Origin of the sequence: Salinicola sp. CR57 (assembly GCF_003206585.1) — a bacterium.
GTDB lineage: Bacteria > Pseudomonadota > Gammaproteobacteria > Pseudomonadales > Halomonadaceae > Salinicola > Salinicola lusitanus.
The window spans coordinates 74,688-90,058 of record NZ_PZJL01000015.1 but is presented as its reverse complement, the minus strand read 5'-3'; the positions used below and the strand labels follow the sequence as shown (position 1 = coordinate 90,058).

Annotated in this window: 18 protein-coding genes; 11 read left to right on the top strand and 7 right to left on the bottom strand. The window is 59.5% G+C overall.

Annotated features, from left to right (window positions below):
* Window positions 1–40: 40 nt before the first annotated feature.
* The 5 genes from DOM56_RS18930 (at window position 41) to DOM56_RS18905 (ending at window position 5,087) form a co-directional block, all read left to right on the top strand.
* The gene (locus tag DOM56_RS18930; RefSeq protein WP_110710520.1) at window positions 41–553 is read left to right on the top strand and encodes a phage major tail tube protein; all 513 of its coding nucleotides are present in this window, start codon (window positions 41–43) and stop codon (window positions 551–553) included.
* Window positions 554–637: 84 nt separating this feature from the next.
* A complete protein-coding gene (locus DOM56_RS18925; protein ID WP_110710519.1) occupies window positions 638–973 on the top strand; it encodes a phage tail assembly protein in 336 nt (111 codons plus the stop codon).
* 168 nt (window positions 974–1,141) lie between these two features.
* On the top strand, window positions 1,142–3,469 hold the full coding sequence (locus tag DOM56_RS18915; RefSeq protein WP_110710517.1) for a phage tail tape measure protein: 2,328 nt from the start codon (window positions 1,142–1,144) through the stop codon (window positions 3,467–3,469).
* Between the two features lie 170 nt (window positions 3,470–3,639).
* Window positions 3,640–4,083: a phage tail protein gene (locus DOM56_RS18910; RefSeq protein ID WP_110710516.1), complete on the top strand. Its 444-nt coding sequence runs from the start codon at window positions 3,640–3,642 to the stop codon at window positions 4,081–4,083.
* Complete coding sequence (locus DOM56_RS18905; RefSeq protein WP_110710515.1) at window positions 4,080–5,087, top strand: contractile injection system protein, VgrG/Pvc8 family; 1,008 nt, start codon at window positions 4,080–4,082, stop codon at window positions 5,085–5,087. The genes DOM56_RS18910 and DOM56_RS18905 overlap by 4 nt, the downstream gene beginning before the upstream one ends.
* A gap of 998 nt (window positions 5,088–6,085) precedes the next feature.
* Here the strand turns inward: DOM56_RS18905 and DOM56_RS18895 are convergent.
* Window positions 6,086–6,451, bottom strand: a complete 366-nt coding sequence (locus DOM56_RS18895; RefSeq protein WP_110710513.1) for a hypothetical protein — start codon at window positions 6,449–6,451, stop codon at window positions 6,086–6,088.
* Window positions 6,452–6,590: 139 nt separating this feature from the next.
* On the opposite strand from DOM56_RS18895, the gene DOM56_RS18890 reads away from it, so the two are divergent.
* Entirely contained in the window at window positions 6,591–6,920 is a 330-nt protein-coding gene (locus tag DOM56_RS18890) for a DUF4113 domain-containing protein (RefSeq protein ID WP_232822363.1), read from the top strand.
* A 23-nt stretch (window positions 6,921–6,943) separates the two neighbouring features.
* Here DOM56_RS18890 and DOM56_RS18885 read toward each other — a convergent pair whose 3' ends face one another.
* From DOM56_RS18885 to DOM56_RS18880, 3 genes are all read right to left on the bottom strand, one after another.
* Window positions 6,944–7,423: a CopG family transcriptional regulator gene (locus tag DOM56_RS18885; RefSeq protein ID WP_110710511.1), complete on the bottom strand. Its 480-nt coding sequence runs from the start codon at window positions 7,421–7,423 to the stop codon at window positions 6,944–6,946.
* Window positions 7,424–7,578: 155 nt separating this feature from the next.
* Complete coding sequence (locus tag DOM56_RS20065; protein ID WP_280951306.1) at window positions 7,579–7,848, bottom strand: SOS response-associated peptidase family protein; 270 nt, start codon at window positions 7,846–7,848, stop codon at window positions 7,579–7,581.
* Window positions 7,803–8,234 carry an SOS response-associated peptidase family protein gene (locus DOM56_RS18880; RefSeq protein ID WP_280951305.1) on the bottom strand — a complete coding sequence of 144 codons (432 nt, stop codon included), beginning with the start codon at window positions 8,232–8,234 and terminating at the stop codon, window positions 7,803–7,805. Before DOM56_RS18880 ends, DOM56_RS20065 begins: the two co-directional genes overlap by 46 nt.
* 177 nt (window positions 8,235–8,411) lie before the next feature.
* On the opposite strand from DOM56_RS18880, the gene DOM56_RS18875 reads away from it, so the two are divergent.
* Window positions 8,412–9,011, top strand: coding sequence for an HNH endonuclease (locus DOM56_RS18875; RefSeq protein WP_232822362.1), 600 nt, complete (start codon window positions 8,412–8,414; stop codon window positions 9,009–9,011).
* Window positions 9,012–9,077: 66 nt separating this feature from the next.
* Entirely contained in the window at window positions 9,078–10,154 is a 1,077-nt protein-coding gene (locus tag DOM56_RS18870) for a DNA cytosine methyltransferase (RefSeq protein WP_110710509.1), read from the top strand.
* On the opposite strand, the gene vsr is transcribed toward DOM56_RS18870, so the two are convergent.
* From vsr to DOM56_RS18855, 3 genes are all read right to left on the bottom strand, one after another.
* Window positions 10,066–10,485 (bottom strand): DNA mismatch endonuclease Vsr, encoded by a 420-nt coding sequence (vsr, locus tag DOM56_RS18865; RefSeq protein ID WP_110710557.1) that lies wholly within the window; start codon window positions 10,483–10,485, stop codon window positions 10,066–10,068. The genes DOM56_RS18870 and vsr overlap by 89 nt on opposite strands.
* 23 nt (window positions 10,486–10,508) lie before the next feature.
* Window positions 10,509–12,479, bottom strand: coding sequence for an ATP-binding protein (locus tag DOM56_RS18860; protein ID WP_110710508.1), 1,971 nt, complete (start codon window positions 12,477–12,479; stop codon window positions 10,509–10,511).
* Window positions 12,480–13,138: 659 nt separating this feature from the next.
* On the bottom strand, window positions 13,139–13,795 hold the full coding sequence (locus tag DOM56_RS18855) for a LexA family transcriptional regulator (RefSeq protein ID WP_157958285.1): 657 nt from the start codon (window positions 13,793–13,795) through the stop codon (window positions 13,139–13,141).
* Between the two features lie 90 nt (window positions 13,796–13,885).
* Between DOM56_RS18855 and DOM56_RS18850 the strand changes: the two genes are divergently transcribed.
* The 3 genes from DOM56_RS18850 to DOM56_RS18835 form a co-directional block, all read left to right on the top strand.
* Window positions 13,886–14,092, top strand: a complete 207-nt coding sequence (locus tag DOM56_RS18850; protein WP_110710506.1) for a hypothetical protein — start codon at window positions 13,886–13,888, stop codon at window positions 14,090–14,092.
* 382 nt (window positions 14,093–14,474) lie between these two features.
* Window positions 14,475–14,978 carry an ogr/Delta-like zinc finger family protein gene (locus tag DOM56_RS18840; protein ID WP_110710504.1) on the top strand — a complete coding sequence of 168 codons (504 nt, stop codon included), beginning with the start codon at window positions 14,475–14,477 and terminating at the stop codon, window positions 14,976–14,978.
* A gap of 9 nt (window positions 14,979–14,987) precedes the next feature.
* Window positions 14,988–15,371 (top strand): hypothetical protein (locus tag DOM56_RS18835; protein ID WP_198655841.1); only part of this gene is annotated, 384 nt, incomplete at its 3' end.

The following is a 15,371-nucleotide window of genomic DNA, read 5'->3' as shown; positions in this document are numbered from 1 at the left end:
GCGCCGGTTCGGCCCCGAGACCCCTGAGGAGCATTGATCGATGGCACTTCCCAAGAAACTCAAAGCGCTGAACCTGTTCGGCAACGGCGACAACTATCAGGGCCAGATTCAGTCCGTCACCCTGCCCACGCTCACGCGCAAGATCGAAGAGTGGCGCGGCGGCGGCATGGACGGCAGCGTCGGCATCGACATGGGCATGGATGGCCTGATGACCTGCCAGTGGACGGTGGGCGGCCTGGTCGAGTCGATCTTCGACAACTTCGGCGCCTCGCGCCTCGACGCCGACCTGCTGCGCATGACCGGCAGCTACGAGCGTGACGACACCGACGAGGTGGTCGCGGTGGAGGTGGTGATGCGCGGCCGCCATACCGAGATCGATTTCGGCGACGCCCAGGATGGCGAGAACACCGAGCACCAGATCACCAGCACCCTGAGCTACTACAAGCTGGTGATCGACGGCGTGACCAAGATCGAGATCGACCTGCCCAACTACGTGTTCAAGGTCAACGGCGACGACCGCCTGGCCCGCCGCCGTCAGGCGCTGGGCATCTAAGCCGCGCCCCCGTCAGCGGTGGCCTCCCCGCCGCTGACGTCGCCCGACGATCCCTCACCCCACGATCACCACTGAGAGACTTCCATGAGCCAAGCCCAGAAAGCTAATACGGCCGCTGACAAGACCGTCGCCGACGGCACCCGCGTCACCATCGCCCTGGACACGCCGATCGTGCGCGGCGAGCAGCGCATCGACGAGATCGTGCTGCGCAAGCCGAGCGCCGGCGAGCTGCGTGGGGTCAACCTGGCCGACGTGCTGCAGATGCAGACCGACGCCCTGATCAAGCTGATCCCACGGCTCTCCCAGCCCAGCCTGACCGAGCACGAAGCGCGCCAGATGGACCCGGCCGACCTGGTCCAGTGCGGCAGCGACATCGCCGGTTTTTTGCTCTCGAAGCGGGCGCGGGGCGAGACCGCCTGACACCCCGCGGCGCCGCCGAGATCGCGCTGCCGGCCCAGGTGGAGGATGCGATGGCCGACCTGGCCATCGTCTTCCACTGGACCCCCACGGACTGCGCGGACTTCAGCCTGCGCGAACTGATGGAGTGGCGCGAGCGCGCCCGCCAACGCTCAATGAACGAGGCCCCCCATGGCGCGCAACCTCCCCCTCCCGGCGCTGCTCGCCAGCGTCGCTAAGCTCACCGCCCCGCTGACCCGCCTACGCCGCGAGCAGCCCTGGCTCGCTCGACCGGCGACGCCCGTCGGCGCCGATACCGCCGTCGCTGACCGCACCTGGCGGGATAGCGCCCGCCTGCGCGACGCCCTCGATCAGCTCCGCCAGACGATGGTGCGCCAGCAGCGCCTGCTGCCGGCCCCGGCTGCCACTGCGGCGGCCTCGGCCCCACCGCCGGTGGCCCGGGCCGCCCAGGCTAGGCGTGCGCTACCGGCGCCGACACCCACGGCGAGATCCCTGCCGACACCTGCAGCGAGATCCGTACCAACGCCAGCCGCGAGATCCGCGGCAACGACCGCGGCGCGCGCTCGCCCGCAACCGCAGCCCGCCGAGCTGCCCAGCGGCGGGCTCGGGTTCGACAGCCTGATCCAGGGCGCCAAGACCTTGCTCGGCCCCGCCCTGGCATTCCAGCGCGAGCAGCGCCACGTGCGCCGCGCCGGCGACTTCACCCGGGACGACCTGCGCGCCCAGGCACTGGCCCAGCAGGCCCGCGAGCTCGGCACCCAATCCGGCTTCGGCGCCACCCGCATCGCCGCGGCCCAGGCCGCGCTGCTCGAGCGCCAGGTCAGCCCGGCGGCGATCCAGGCCTCCCTCGGCGATATGGTGCTGCTCGCCCAGGCCAACGGCAGTGAGCTGGTCGCGAGCGTGACCCGCACCAGCACGCTCGCCCGCCAGGCCGGAGTCGACCTCGCCGAACAGGGCGCCATGGCCCACTTCGCCGATGTGCTCAGTGCCAGCAGACGCAGCGCCGCGACCGTGACTCCGGCCGCCATCGCCGTACCTAACGTCGCCGCACAGACCATTGCCGCACCGAACGTCGCCGTACCGAACGGCGCCGCACCAAACGTCGCCGCACCGAACCTCGTCACACCGGCCGCCGCCCGCGTACCCGACCTCAGCGGCACAAACCTGCGCGCCGCCCGCAGCGCGGTGGACGACCTGAGCGGCGACCTCGACCGCCTGCAGGCGACCTGGGAAGAGACCAGCATCGCCTTCGCCGACGCCAACGACGGCGCCCTGCGCGACCTGGTCAAGGCCATCGCCGCGATCACCCGCGGCATCGCCGGCTGGATCGACGACAACCCCGAGCTGACCACCCTGCTGGCCCAGTTCCTCGGCGTGCTCGGCGGCATGCTCGCCACCATTGGCCTGCTCGCCAGCGGCATCGGCGCCGTGCTCGCCCCGCTTACCGCGCTCAGCGGCGTGCTCACCCTGCTCGGGTTCAATCCCGCCAGCCTGACGATCCTCGCCATCGTCGCCGCGGTCGCCGCCCTCGGCGTCGCCGCCTACCAGATCTACCGCCACTGGGGCGCGATCAGCGAGTGGTTCAGCCAGCGCTGGCAGCAGGTCAAGGACGCCTTCGCCGGCGGTATCGGCAGCGTCATGCAGCTACTCGCCAACTGGTCGCCGCTGGGGCTGATCTATCAGGGCATCGTCGCCACCCTCGACAAGCTCGGCATCGAAGTCCCAGAGCGCATGAGCACCCTCTCGGACGCCATCGTCAACGGCCTCAAGAGCGCCTGGACAGGCATCACCGAGCTCTGGAACTGGTTCGAGACGGCCCCCGGCCGCGCCATCGACGCGGTCGTCAAACTGGTCACCGACTGGGACCTGATGGGGCAGCTCAAGGAGAAGTGGGACGCCGCCATCGACTATCTGAAGTCGCTGCCCAACCGCATGCTCGATGCGGGCAAGAATGTCGCCACTAGCCTTGGCGATGGCATCAAGAATGCGGTCTCTGACGTCAGAGATCGCGCCAGCAACATGGCCCAGACTGTCATCCAGGGTGTCAGCGATAGGCTCGACATCAACTCACCCTCGAAAGTGTTTCGCGCGATCGGCGGCTCGACCGTCGAGGGATTCAATCAGGGTATCGATCGGCAGGGTCATGAGCCCGTTCGGCGGATGGCCGAGATCGCCAAACAGGTGACGCAGGCCGGTGCCGGGCTCACCCTGGCCGCCGCCGCCGTCCCCGCCAGCGCCCAGCCACCGTTCGCGCCCGAACTCGCTCTGCTTGGGCCGACCCCGATCACCCTCGATACCCGCGCCCCGCTCACCGCCGGCGGCCCGCCCCCGGCCAGCGACAACCGCGTCCAGATCGGCGATATCCATATCCACGCCGCCCCCGGCATGGACGAAAACGCCCTGGCGCGCCAGGTCGCCCAGGAAGTGCAGCGCGCCCTTGAGCAGGCGCAGCGAGAGCGGGCCGCGTATCAACGTTCGTCGATGTGGGATCGAGACTAGGGTTTGTACGAAAAGTCGGCGAGCGATGGCAAGACAAGGCAAAAAACGATGAAAAAGCGGAGTTTACGGGGTGTAAATGAGCATTTTGAGTCGGTTTTTAACGCCGTATTGCTGAGCGCAGGCAGTTTTCGTACAGACCCTACGCCCCCACCGGATCACAGGAGAGCACTATGCTCATGGCCCTCGGTATGTTCGTATTCGAAACGCGCTCGGTGCCCTACCAGCAGCTGCAGCGCGCGAGCGCCTGGCGCCACGCCGCCCAGTCCCGGGTCGGCGCGCGCCCGGCCTATCAATATCTCGGCCCGGGCAGCGACACCTTGACCCTCAGCGGCATCCTGTTGCCCGAGTTCACCGGCGGCCGCCTGGAACTCGATGTTCTGCGCCAGATGGCCAGCCAGGGCAACGCCTGGCCGCTGATCGAAGGCACAGGCCGGCAGTACGGCCTGTGGGTGATCACCCAGGTCGACGAGACGTCGAGCGAGCTGCTTCGTGACGGCACCGCCGGCAAGATCGAGTTCTTCCTCTCGCTCGAGCACGTTGACGATGATCGAACCGACTTGCTCGGAAGTCTCACCACGTCATCGCTCGCTCGCCTCGCCGGGGCCTACGCATGAGCGCTGGCCACGGCTACCACCGCCCGGGCTATCGCATCACGCTCGACGGGCAGGACATCACCCCCCGCATCAACGGCCGGTTGATCAACCTGCGCATCACTGGCCAGCTCGGTGGCAAGGCGGACCAGCTCACCCTCACTCTCGCCGACCACGATGGCCGGCTGGCGCTGCCACCTCACGGTGCCCCGCTGAACGTCGCCATCGGCTGGCAGGATGGAGGCCTGGTCGATCGCGGCATCTTCATCGTCGACGAGGTCGAGCACAGCGGCTCACCGGATCGCGTGGCCATCCGCGCCCGCGCTGCCGACATGCGTAATCTGCTGCCCGGCAAGCGCTCGCAGTCCTGGCACGGCGTCACCATCGCCGACATCATCGACACCATCGCCAAGCGCCACGACCTCGCCCCGGTCATCGGCGACACGCTGGCCGGCATCCGCATCGGCCATATCGACCAGACCGATGAATCCGATTTGAATTTCATCACCCGCATGGGCAAGCGGTTCGACGCCATCGCCACGATCAAGGCCGGCCATCTGATCTTCACCCGCGCCGGCGAAGGTCTCAGCGCCAGCGGCCTGGCCCTGCCCGGCGTCGTCCTTACCCGCCGCGACGGCGACCGCCATCGCTTCACCCAGAGCGACCGCGACGACCACACCGGCGTGATCGCGCACTGGAACGACACCGCCGGCGCCGCGCGTCAGGCGGTCGAGGTCGGCGGCAACGACAAGCCCAAGACCCTGCGCGACACCTACGCCAGCGAAACCGACGCCCTCGACGCCGCCAAGGCCGAGCTCCGTCGAATTCAGCGCGGCAAGGCCACGTTCGAGCTGACCCTGGCACACGGCCGCGCCGACCTCACACCCGAAACACCGCTCACGCTCATCGGCTGGAAAGCCGACATCGACGGCGCCGACTGGCTGATTACGGAGGTCGAGGACGCCCTCGACGACAACGGCTACGGCACCCGGATACGGTGTGAGATCGCATCATCCAGTGCAGCGTAGATACTGACGGCTAGGTCAGCAGGCACCAGGGCACCGAGTTCACTCCTCATCGGCGTGACGGCACTACTCAGAACCCTGACAGCCGAGGTCATGACCCGCCCCCTTCGAAGGACAAAAGCCGTGGGAAGCCAAGCCCCACACATCGGGGCCTGCTTTTTGACTCGCGCCGTGATATCACATTTCGGCCCACCCCAAGCCATAGCCAAAAAACTGCATATGGCCAAGGTATAGCGTTAAAACGCTATTAGCGGGGTTACTGGAATGATTCGGAATTGACCCACAGCCCCCCGGCGTTGCTATGACTCCAAGATTGACGATAAGAGGCAGGAGGCGGATGGCAGAGCACTGATCCAGGAACTGGCGCGAGGCCGCAAGGGCGCCTAGCGCTGGTTCTGCCCCGGCCGGGGCAAGCGGTAATCAAGCCGCGCGGCAGCAGCCACGAGTGTCTCAGGCCTGGCCGAAGCTGGACCCGATGAGCGAGTGGCAACGGGATAGAGACGATCGACCTCATGAGGCAATTTGCCACTAAAGCACCATGAATTTCATGCTCTCGCTCGGCACTCTGTGGATATATTCAGACTCATCCTCTCTGGAGGGTGGAGCCATGAGCATCAGTGACGACCTGGAGTACCAGGAAACACTCGCCAGCTTTCGCCATTACAGCAATTTCCGACTAGCCATACTGACGCTGTTTTTCACCATATCCGGAGGCATAAGCGCCGTGCTCTTCTGGGAGAGCAATATCGGCTCCTTATCCAGCGCCGAGCGAGTCCTCTGTCTGTGCGTAAGCCTCTTGTCGTTGGGATTCGGCTTGCTCGAATGGCTCTTGAGTCGCTATCTCAATGTCCTTGAGAGACACCTTCGACGATACCCAGATAGCCATTTCAATCGACTGACCGACCCGTCCCCACTAAGACCTTCATACGTTTTTAGAACAATATACGGAGTCGCCGCAGTGGTCTGGATTTTTATTGCGGCGTTTGGTGGCAGCTAGTCAGTCATACCAGGTATCGCCGCGCCTGGCTCACCACCACGCCCAGCAGCATCTCCTCCCGCGCAAAGAGTGACTCCCGGCCGTGCAGCGGTATCAGCCGCACCCGGCCGCCGATGCGCCACGCTCTCACCAGCAGGTGTTCGCCTTCCACCTTGGCGATCATCAGATCCTCGTTGCCGATCATCCGATCCTCGTCCACGATCAGCACGTCGCCCTCGATCAGTGGGCCATCGAAGCCGGCGCCCTCCTTCAGCTCCACGGCGAAGCAACTCGGCGGGAAGCTCCCCAGGTCATAGCCCGCCAACGCTGGATGCCCCAGCCCCATCATCAGTGGTCCCAAGTACTGAACCTGCATCGTTTCCCCACGCATGCAATTTTTCATGATCGTCAGGAGCCGCGCCGTTGCCCGCCCCGTGCCATTTTCGTCCACCGGGCCCCAAAGAATCTTCTGCCAGGGCTCGCCTTCCATAAGGCACTGTATACTCATACAGCACTTTAAAGGAAGGCTAATGCACCATGGCCAATGTCAAACTGATCGGCCTCATCCGGCCGGCGCCCCAGGCCATCACGGCTATCTGATTGCCGCAGTACTGCCCGCGGGCGTCACAGTACGGCTGTGGCATCGCAGTGCCGAGAAGCTGCGCAAACAGAAAAGCGACGCCGAGCGTCAGCGCAGCGAAAAGCTGATGGGCGTGATGGACGAACTGAATCAGAAGATGGGGCGCGGCACCGTCAAGATCGGCACGCCCAGCGCAGGCGCCGCCTGGCATCTGCGCTGCGCGCATCGGTCACCGAGGTATACGAAGAGGTGGAGAGAAATACCCCGTGCAAGGGCATGAACCCGAAAGATCCAGATCACAGTTCAAGGCTGTTTATGGATGACCTGCATATTTTTTCGCCACTCATCGAGAGTGAAAATATAACGGTGGTGCCGCTCGAAACCACGTCGACCATTAGGAGACAAGTGATCGACAATTAGATGGTACTTACAGTCGCTATCTTTGTCGTAGTTGAAGCCAGTGACGATGTTTCTACCGTAAATCCTGCCATGGTCAGGGGCTCCCGAAGGGTTGTCTCGAGCAGTCCAAATGACTCGACGCTCGATCCAGTCAGAGATCTCCGCCGCATCACGATACTGATCCCTGTCTGCATCGATGAGTTTCTTGACCTCCTCAATGCGATGGTCGAGAACCGCTGTTTCCAACGGTTTTTCATCTTCGTAATGTCGCTCTATGTACTCTCTTAGAGCATCTGCAATAACGGCATTTTTAGAAAATCCCCGAGAGCTTGCGAAAAATGCAAGCGTGTCTTCAAGCTCCGAGGGTAGCCTGAGGGTGAGCATTTAAACTACTCCTGCGATACACGTGCCACCGAATGGGGACACTACGCAGCCATTATGCATCGCAAATAATCAAATAGAAACCACATGATGTCAAAATGATATCACTCTCTGATTCGAGAAGATATTTTATCCTTTTTAAACAATATGATACGAAACTAGGCCGGATTCACCAGACCTTCATCCTCACCCTCGCCCGGCTGGTTCACGCCGGTCGAGACGGCCCAATGAGTGAACGCTTCGGCGGGGGCGTGCTTCACGAAGCGCCGGATGGTGTCGCGATCGGTCAGCGCCGGGTCGAGCCAAGGCTCAAGGCTCTCATCGGTCAGAATCAGCGGCATGCGGTCGTGAATGTTCGCCGCTGAACCGCGTGCGAGTTCGGTCAGTATCGCGACGCCCGGCTTGCCATCGGCGCGCTCGGTCCAGATGCCGGCGAAGAAGAACGGCTCCCGGCCCTCGCGGCACAGAAAGTGCGGCTGCTAGGGTGTGGCGCCCGGCAGCCACTCGAACCAGCCGTCAGTCGAGTCAGGCAGCGATGGCGCTGAAACGCCACCTGGTAGAACTTGTAGGTGGCCACGGTCTCGACGCGGGCGTTGATCGGCTGCGGCGCTGTCCCCCCTGCCCACTTCGACTTGTAACCCCACCACACGCTGTCGAACGTCAGTTGCGGATCGTCCGCCTGCCGATGAATCGACGAGATCCACGTACCCGGCGCCACGTTGTAGCGTGGCGTGGGAGGCTCATCAATGCGAAGCTCTCCAATGCGGTGAGCAAATCGCGGGTAGGTGCTGTAAAGAGAAAAACGGCTGCACATAACGCCTGGGTGCCCACCTTCTTGCTGTGCTGTGTCATTCAATATAGGGGAACTGAAGTGGCTAGCAGAAACAAAGCATGGTCCCGAGACGAACTAATACTAGCCTTGAGCCTGTTCGTGGACCTGCCTCCTTCTCGGTTTTCTGCGAGCGAGCACCATGTGAAGGAATTGAGCCGTATGCTCAATTTCTTTCCGCCACTCGATGGAGAAATCCGGAACGAAAATTATCGCTCGCCGGCTGGTGTGGCACTGAAGCTCGCGAATCTCCGCTATATCGACACTGGCGGGGAACGGGGAATGAAGGCGGCGAGCAAACTCGACGCCCTGGTCCACGCAGAGTTCATCGGCGATCGTGAAAGGCTTGAGAAAACGGCAGGAACGATACGAGCATGGATTCATTCACAGAAAGAAATCGCGCTAGAATCCACTGAATCCGAATTGGAAGAAGCATCAGAAGGCCGGTTACTGACGCGGGTTCACCGTTCGCGCGAGCGTAACCGGAAGATCGTCGAGCGGAAAAAAGCCCAGGTACTCGAAGCCAAAGGCAACCTCGCCTGCGAAGCGTGCGGCTTCGACTTCTCGGCGGTCTATGGCCCACGGGGCGAGGGCTTCATCGAATGCCATCACACCAGACCCGTGCGCGATCTGACGCCAGGCTCGAAGACGAAGCTCTCGGAACTAGCGTTACTCTGCTCGAACTGCCACCGTATGATCCACGCGCGGGCGCCCTGGTTGAGCATGGATGAACTACGTGGCTTGATCTCGGCAACCAACTGAAACGAAAATACCGCTCGAGATTTTCCCGAAAACTGTATAAACTGCCAGCAGAATAGGAGGACATTCATGATCGAAGCCGTCGACCTCTTCTGCGGCGCGGGTGGACTCACTGCAGGTCTACGCCAGGCAGGTATCCGGGTCCGGGCTGGATACGACATCGAGGGCGCCTGCCGCCACGCCTACGAGTTCAACAACGGCGCGACCTTCGTCGAGAAAGACGTGGGGCAGGTCGATAAAAATGAGCTCGATGGATGGTATGCCGAGGGCGCCGTTCGGCTCCTGGCAGGTTGCGCGCCCTGCCAGCCCTTCTCGACCTACAACCAAGGCCGAGACACCACCAAAGACGACAAGTGGCCACTCCTTGGCGCGTTCGCGCGGTTGATCAAGGAATCCCAGCCCGAGCTGGTGACCATGGAAAACGTGCCCGATGTCACAAAGCACGCGATCTACCACGAGTTCGTCGCCACGCTCGAGAACGAAGGCTACTTCGTCTCCGCCGGCCGCGTGGCCTGTGCGGACTACGGCCTTCCGCAACAGCGTCGGCGGCACGTACTCCTGGCCTCGAAGCTCGGTCCCATCTCGATCATCCCACCGACCCATGTCGGGCAGCCGAAAACGGTTGAAGAGACGATCTCGCATTTACCGGCGATCGAATCCGGCGAATGCCACCCTGATGATCCGCTTCACAAAGCATCCAAGCTGAACGAGCGAAACATGCGGCGTATGCGGGCTTCGAAGCCTGGCGGCACCTGGAAAGACTGGCCCACGGATCTCGTCACCGACTGCCATAGCCGGAGTTCCGGGAGCACCTACATCGGCGTGTACGGACGGATGGAGTGGAAGAAGCCTGGCCCCACGATGACCACGCTCTGCTATGGCTACGGCAACGGTCGATTCGGACACCCTGAGCAAGATCGGGCCATCTCGCTACGCGAAGCTGCGCTGTTACAGGGATTCCCCGAGAATTATCAGTTCGCCCCTGCGGGTACGGGTGTCAACTTCAGGAACGTCGGTAGGATGATCGGCAACGCCGTCCCGGTACGACTCGGCAAGGTCATCGGCCAGAGCTTTCAGGCGCATCTGTCGCAGTATCGGGAGCAAGCGGCAACTCGAACTCCTCACGAAGCCGAGCTTCCAGCCTAGCGAGATCCCGCGTCTCACACTCCCACACAATCAATACACGCCACCCTAACGTCCGCAAGGCCGCCTCCTTGCGGGCGTCTCGCTCCACATTGCGCTCGAACTTTGGTAACCAGAACGCCTGATTCGTCTTGGGTATCGTCGCGTACTTGCACCCCGGGTGCCGGTGCCAATAGCAGCCGTGAACGAAAATGGCGGTCTCGTATTTCGGCAGCACGATATCCGGCGAGCCCGGCAGATCCTTGCGGTGAAGACGAAAGCGAAGTCTTAGCCCGTGTAATACTTGTCGGGTAATGAGTTCGGCGCCAGTGTTTTTTTGGCGCACGGCTTTCATTTTGTTAGAAATGCCCGGATCAGTCATAAAGCTTCAAGTATGGCATCGATTCTAGAAACTGATTGAGACGCTGCAAGATAGTCCTCGTAAGCGGAATAGGCTTGTTGCACGATTCCCCTGTAAGTGAGGATGCGGCCGTTGATTCGGACTAATCTGTCGGCTAGTAAATCATTCATGGACGAGGGTGTCCGGTCGACCACCAAAATTACATCGATATACGGATCAGGCTCACCCGTCGGCGACTCACTCGGGTGATCTTTGAAAAATTGTTTTAAGGCCAGATAATACCTTTCACCCTGTTCGATCAATTTTGTGGCATTGACTGTCAATCCAGGCTTCTTGAGCTCCATAACTACGAATCGGCCAGAAGTGCTTCGGTAGCCGATATCGAAACGAGCTCCTTCCTTAGTATCTGGCACAGCCTTTTTGAGATAAGCAGTGAGTGTTTTTTCATATTGAGTTTCAAACTGCTTGTATTCCCAGCGAGAATCAACTAGCCAAAGATTTTGGTAAATATGATCTTGAACAATTCTCTCTTTAACGCTATCTGCTTGTGCTTGGTCAAGCTTCTTGATGACAGCCAAGCGCTGGCTAGTTATCTGCCAATAAAGAGATGCTTCTAAGTCTTGTACGCTCACCATTAAATCTTGAAAAGCCTTGAAGCTTTGTGAAAAATCAACCTTGTCTACGGCTTCCAGATTGTAATTAAGCTTCAGCTTTTCAAAAGCAAGTATCTGAGACTTTAAAACCTCGCGTCTTTGTTCTTTCTGTTTAGAAACGCTTCCACCGAAACGCATTGTATTGACACGAGTAATTAATTGTCTGGCGCGAATCTTTAAGCTAGAAGGGAGTGTTTCCAGCCACTCATTAACCTTGGGAAACTCCTCTACAATTTCTTCTGCGCCTAGTTCACGGCGCCAATCATCCCAATCACTGGATATATCATTCATCCTAGTCTGAATATAACCAATAAATTCTTGAAAACGTGGATCGTTCTCTTGCACACCCTGCCTACTACTGACAGCTATATCCGGGCGAGCATTATCGTCAATAACATCGTACCTAAGCTCACCAACAAGATAACTATTAAAAACGCGTGAATCGTCGAGTCTCGCCTTGATGTCTTCTTCAAAAATCCTGCCGTTGGCCATCAAAGTTATAACGTTATTGTTACCGTCGTCGTAACGTAGCTGCTCGGGCTTTTTGACACTTGCAATAAATCCCGAAACTTGATTTCCACTTGGCGCTGAACCATCGAAATTCTTGATTTTTTTAGCATTAGTGCAAAGTTCTACTGTTTCTTCCTCATCATCTCCAAATGTCCATAAAAACTGAACAGCATGGTAAAAACCACGATCTTTGAGCGTAACCAAGCTATTATTGACTTTTACAAAAAAATTTTCCCGCTCACCGATAACACTGAATCTGCGCGCAATACGTTGTTTAAAATACGCGGAAGCATTATCAACTTTGTTTTGAAGATCATCTAAGTATATTATGGTACCCTTTTCTATGTTATGGGCTTCAGGGTAATCGGAAAATTCGAAGATAGTAGTGGTATAATAAGGCTCTTTTTGTTCGATTTTCTTCTTAAGCTCATCAACATAAACTATAAAACCAGAAACAGGCCCTTCAACAGTTTTTGTAATAACGCTAACTTTATGCGCCAAGGAAAACATGGCAAGTTTTCCAATGCCTTTTCTTCCCATACACTGACGCCCGTCAGGCGATTCCTCTTCCCCGTGATTACGGCGATCGTATCCGACAGTTAAAAACTTCGTCTCAAGTGCGGTTCTGTCCATACCATGGCCATCATCTTTTATGATGATCTTATTCTCTGCAATAGTGACATCCACTAGATGAGCATCCGCATCCCAGGCATTTGCAACAATTTCCGTAAGCACAGCCGGGGTGTTGCTGTACAAACCAATGCCAAGGTGATTCAGTACATTTAGATCAATGGAAATTGGCAACCCAGTATTATGAATGTTCATTAATTCTCCTTCTATGCCCCTGGCTCAGTATGAATTACGGGAGGCTTTCTATTAATTATACTTTTTAATAAATTTGGCAAAGTGGCTCCAACATATAAGGCTGAGAGCTCTCCCGACATGCCTTGTTTGAAAACGAGCAGTGCAACCAACAGCCAAGACAAAGATGGCAACATTATCAACTTTGTCAAATGATAGACTGTATCTCTGTAGGGTCTGACAGATTTTTCCTGATCGTGAATCAGAAAAATATCCAGAAGATAAGGAATATATCCACCAACCAACCCAAATATTGTAAGGTACCATTCGTAACTGAAGCTGTGCCCTGTAATTTTGACAACTTCAGAAAACACGACCGGCCACCCCAGTCAGCACCTTTTCTACAAGACTCGCGGACTTCCGATAGCGCTCGGGGGTTGTATAAAGCATCCTCCCATCATCATTCTTTCTCGCGACTTTTACTACAGCTCCGGACTCGACACCTTCACGAAGCAACAGCAATGATTGTTGCTGGTTTAAGCCGAGATCTTTAGCCACACCTTGCGCTGTACGAAACCTATATTGAGAATCATTCAGAACTCGAAGTAGGTCATGGATACTCGGCTTCGCTAGTTGGTCCCCGGACCTAATCTGGCGCTTTCGATTTCTAGCCATAATAACTCCTAAAAAACCCTGCCCACCTTCCGCCATGCCTGCCCGATGATCTCCACCCCGCCGAGATCCTCGGGCTTGATCAGTTCCCGCTCGTAGGCCGGATTGTCACTGATCAGTATCCACGCGCCGCCGGCCACGCGCTGCACGCGCTTTAGTCGTAGCTCATCGCCCATGCGGAGTAGGAAAACGCCGTCAGGCGTGCGCTGGGCGCGGTTGACCAGCACCTGCTCGCGGTCGCGGATGGTGTCGCCCATGGAATCGCCACGGGCGGTCACCCCAACCACCTGGGCCGGGTCCACGCCTTCGGCCTCGAAAAGCTCCACCGGCAGGTAGAACGTCGACTGGATCGTCTCGGCATCGAAGAGGCGCCCCGCCCCCGCTGCGGCCTCGATGTCATACATCGGCACCGGCAGCGCATCATTTACGGATCCGTTTAGTGCCAATGCATCGCTCTTGTCGGGATGCGATCGGAGCCCTGTCAGCACGAACTGAACATCGACACCCAGGTTCGCAAGGGTCGACAGGTAGTCAGCCTTGGGGCTGCGCTGATCACTTTCGTAGAGGCGTTGCGTGTTCTTGGTGATGCCCGCGGCCTCGCCGAGCTCCGTCTGAGATAGATTCAGACGATTCCTTTCCTCGCGTAGACGAAGCCCTATAGAATCCATATCGAGCAAATACCCTTGACAGGGGAATCAAACGATTCCATTCTGATTGCACTTAGCTACTTAGCGTGACACTAACCCGGAGCTTACCCCATGGACGTGAAGCCGTCGAAGCCCACCCGTAGTCCGCGCGGCGTCGAGAGGCCCGTCGCCATGCGATTGATGCCCGCCGAGCGCGCCGAGCTGGAACGCATCGCGGGCGAAGAGGTGCGCTCGGCCGCCTCCATGGCCCGGATCATCTATCTCCGCGGCGTCGGTCATTACCGTGCCGAGACCCAGTCGACCCAGCCCGTCCAGTAACGCAAGAAATCTCGTCCTGGTCGATGACACCGGCATCGGGAAAGCCGCCCTGCTCCGCCAGGTGGTGATTCGGGAAGCGCTCGAGATGCCGGGCGCTCGCGACATCCATGAGTTCGATGCCTTCAGTGTCGCCGTTTTGCAGACGATTCCGAAGCGCCACCAGGTCCCACCAGAGGTCCTAAAGAGGTCCCATGCCCAATACACGCCAAACCACGTTCGAAGCCGCCCGCGATACACAGCGGGTATCGGAGAGGGTGCGTGATCAGCAGGGATTGGCAACGACCGATCAGGCGGCCGAATTCCTGGCACGGGGCCGTACGCGGTCGATGTCCCCACGTGCCGCCGGATCGCGCAGGCTGACCTCGGCTGGGGGGCGTTGGTAATGCGCAATCTGTGGAAGTGTCCGGAATGCGGTTCGCCGAGCCGCCTGCGCCGTTCCCGATTGCTACCGGGCGGCCCCGGCGTGACCTACCAGCAGTGCACGGAGCCGGCCTGCGGCTGGTGCGGCAATGCCACGCACATGGCGAAGAAGACGATCACCGAATCGGCACTCAGCGAAGCCGAGAAGATCGCCACCCGGCGCGAGGTCGCGGTTCAACGCGATGAGAGCCGGCCCCAATGGGAGTGCTTCGAGTGCCATTCGCGCTGCATCGTCCGAACGTCCAAGCAGTTGCTGAACGACTACCGCGTCACGTACCTGTGCTGCACCAACAAGCGCTGCGGCTGGCACGGCATCGGCGAGTACGTGGTGGACAAGACCATCAGTCCCAGCGGTATCCCGAACCCCGACTACCAGCGCCGGTTTGCCGAGCATCTGCCCTATGAGCTCAAGCCGATGAAGCCGCCGAAAGACCTGTTTCAAGACCTCCTGAAACCCCAGCGTTGAGGTAGCACCATGAATATCGCAACCCTTCCCGTTGGCCATGCGGCCGGACGGGCGGCTCAGCTCGACCCGAATAATGTCGCCACCAGGCAATCGCATCTGCCAGTCGTCCAGTCGGACGGCCGTGCCGGCTTCGGCGAACTGCGCGCCGAGCTGCATGCGCGCAGTGCCGATCGTGACCTGGTCGCGCTCTGGTCGCGCCTGAAATACGCCGAGCGCCGCGCGGTGATCGCCAGTGCCGGCATGGCGTCCCAAGACGCCACGCGCGACATCGGCCGCATGAGCCAGACCGAGCGCAACGCCATTCGCGCCGCCATCGGCCGCATGAGCCGCTATGCCCAGACCCTCAACGACCAGCTCGGTACCGATCGGCACGACCATCCCAGCCGGGCGCTG

Excerpts from the sequence above, each read along its gene's own strand:
- DOM56_RS18880 (WP_280951305.1), bottom strand. The coding sequence starts at position 8,234 with ATGTGCAGCCGTTTTTCTCTTTACAGCACCTACCCGCGATTTGCTCAC.
- DOM56_RS18890 (WP_232822363.1), top strand. The coding sequence starts at position 6,591 with ATGCACCATGGCCAATGTCAAACTGATCGGCCTCATCCGGCCGGCGCC.
- DOM56_RS18875 (WP_232822362.1), top strand. The coding sequence starts at position 8,412 with ATGCTCAATTTCTTTCCGCCACTCGATGGAGAAATCCGGAACGAAAAT.
- DOM56_RS18870 (WP_110710509.1), top strand. The coding sequence starts at position 9,078 with ATGATCGAAGCCGTCGACCTCTTCTGCGGCGCGGGTGGACTCACTGCA.
- DOM56_RS18855 (WP_157958285.1), bottom strand. The coding sequence starts at position 13,795 with ATGGATTCTATAGGGCTTCGTCTACGCGAGGAAAGGAATCGTCTGAAT.
- DOM56_RS18840 (WP_110710504.1), top strand. The coding sequence starts at position 14,475 with ATGCGCAATCTGTGGAAGTGTCCGGAATGCGGTTCGCCGAGCCGCCTG.
- DOM56_RS18910 (WP_110710516.1), top strand. The coding sequence starts at position 3,640 with ATGCTCATGGCCCTCGGTATGTTCGTATTCGAAACGCGCTCGGTGCCC.
- DOM56_RS18905 (WP_110710515.1), top strand. The coding sequence starts at position 4,080 with ATGAGCGCTGGCCACGGCTACCACCGCCCGGGCTATCGCATCACGCTC.
- DOM56_RS18915 (WP_110710517.1), top strand. The coding sequence starts at position 1,142 with ATGGCGCGCAACCTCCCCCTCCCGGCGCTGCTCGCCAGCGTCGCTAAG.
- vsr (WP_110710557.1), bottom strand. The coding sequence starts at position 10,485 with ATGAAAGCCGTGCGCCAAAAAAACACTGGCGCCGAACTCATTACCCGA.
- DOM56_RS18895 (WP_110710513.1), bottom strand. The coding sequence starts at position 6,451 with ATGCGTGGGGAAACGATGCAGGTTCAGTACTTGGGACCACTGATGATG.
- DOM56_RS18925 (WP_110710519.1), top strand. The coding sequence starts at position 638 with ATGAGCCAAGCCCAGAAAGCTAATACGGCCGCTGACAAGACCGTCGCC.
- DOM56_RS18860 (WP_110710508.1), bottom strand. The coding sequence starts at position 12,479 with ATGAACATTCATAATACTGGGTTGCCAATTTCCATTGATCTAAATGTA.
- DOM56_RS18885 (WP_110710511.1), bottom strand. The coding sequence starts at position 7,423 with ATGCTCACCCTCAGGCTACCCTCGGAGCTTGAAGACACGCTTGCATTT.
- DOM56_RS18930 (WP_110710520.1), top strand. The coding sequence starts at position 41 with ATGGCACTTCCCAAGAAACTCAAAGCGCTGAACCTGTTCGGCAACGGC.
- DOM56_RS18850 (WP_110710506.1), top strand. The coding sequence starts at position 13,886 with ATGGACGTGAAGCCGTCGAAGCCCACCCGTAGTCCGCGCGGCGTCGAG.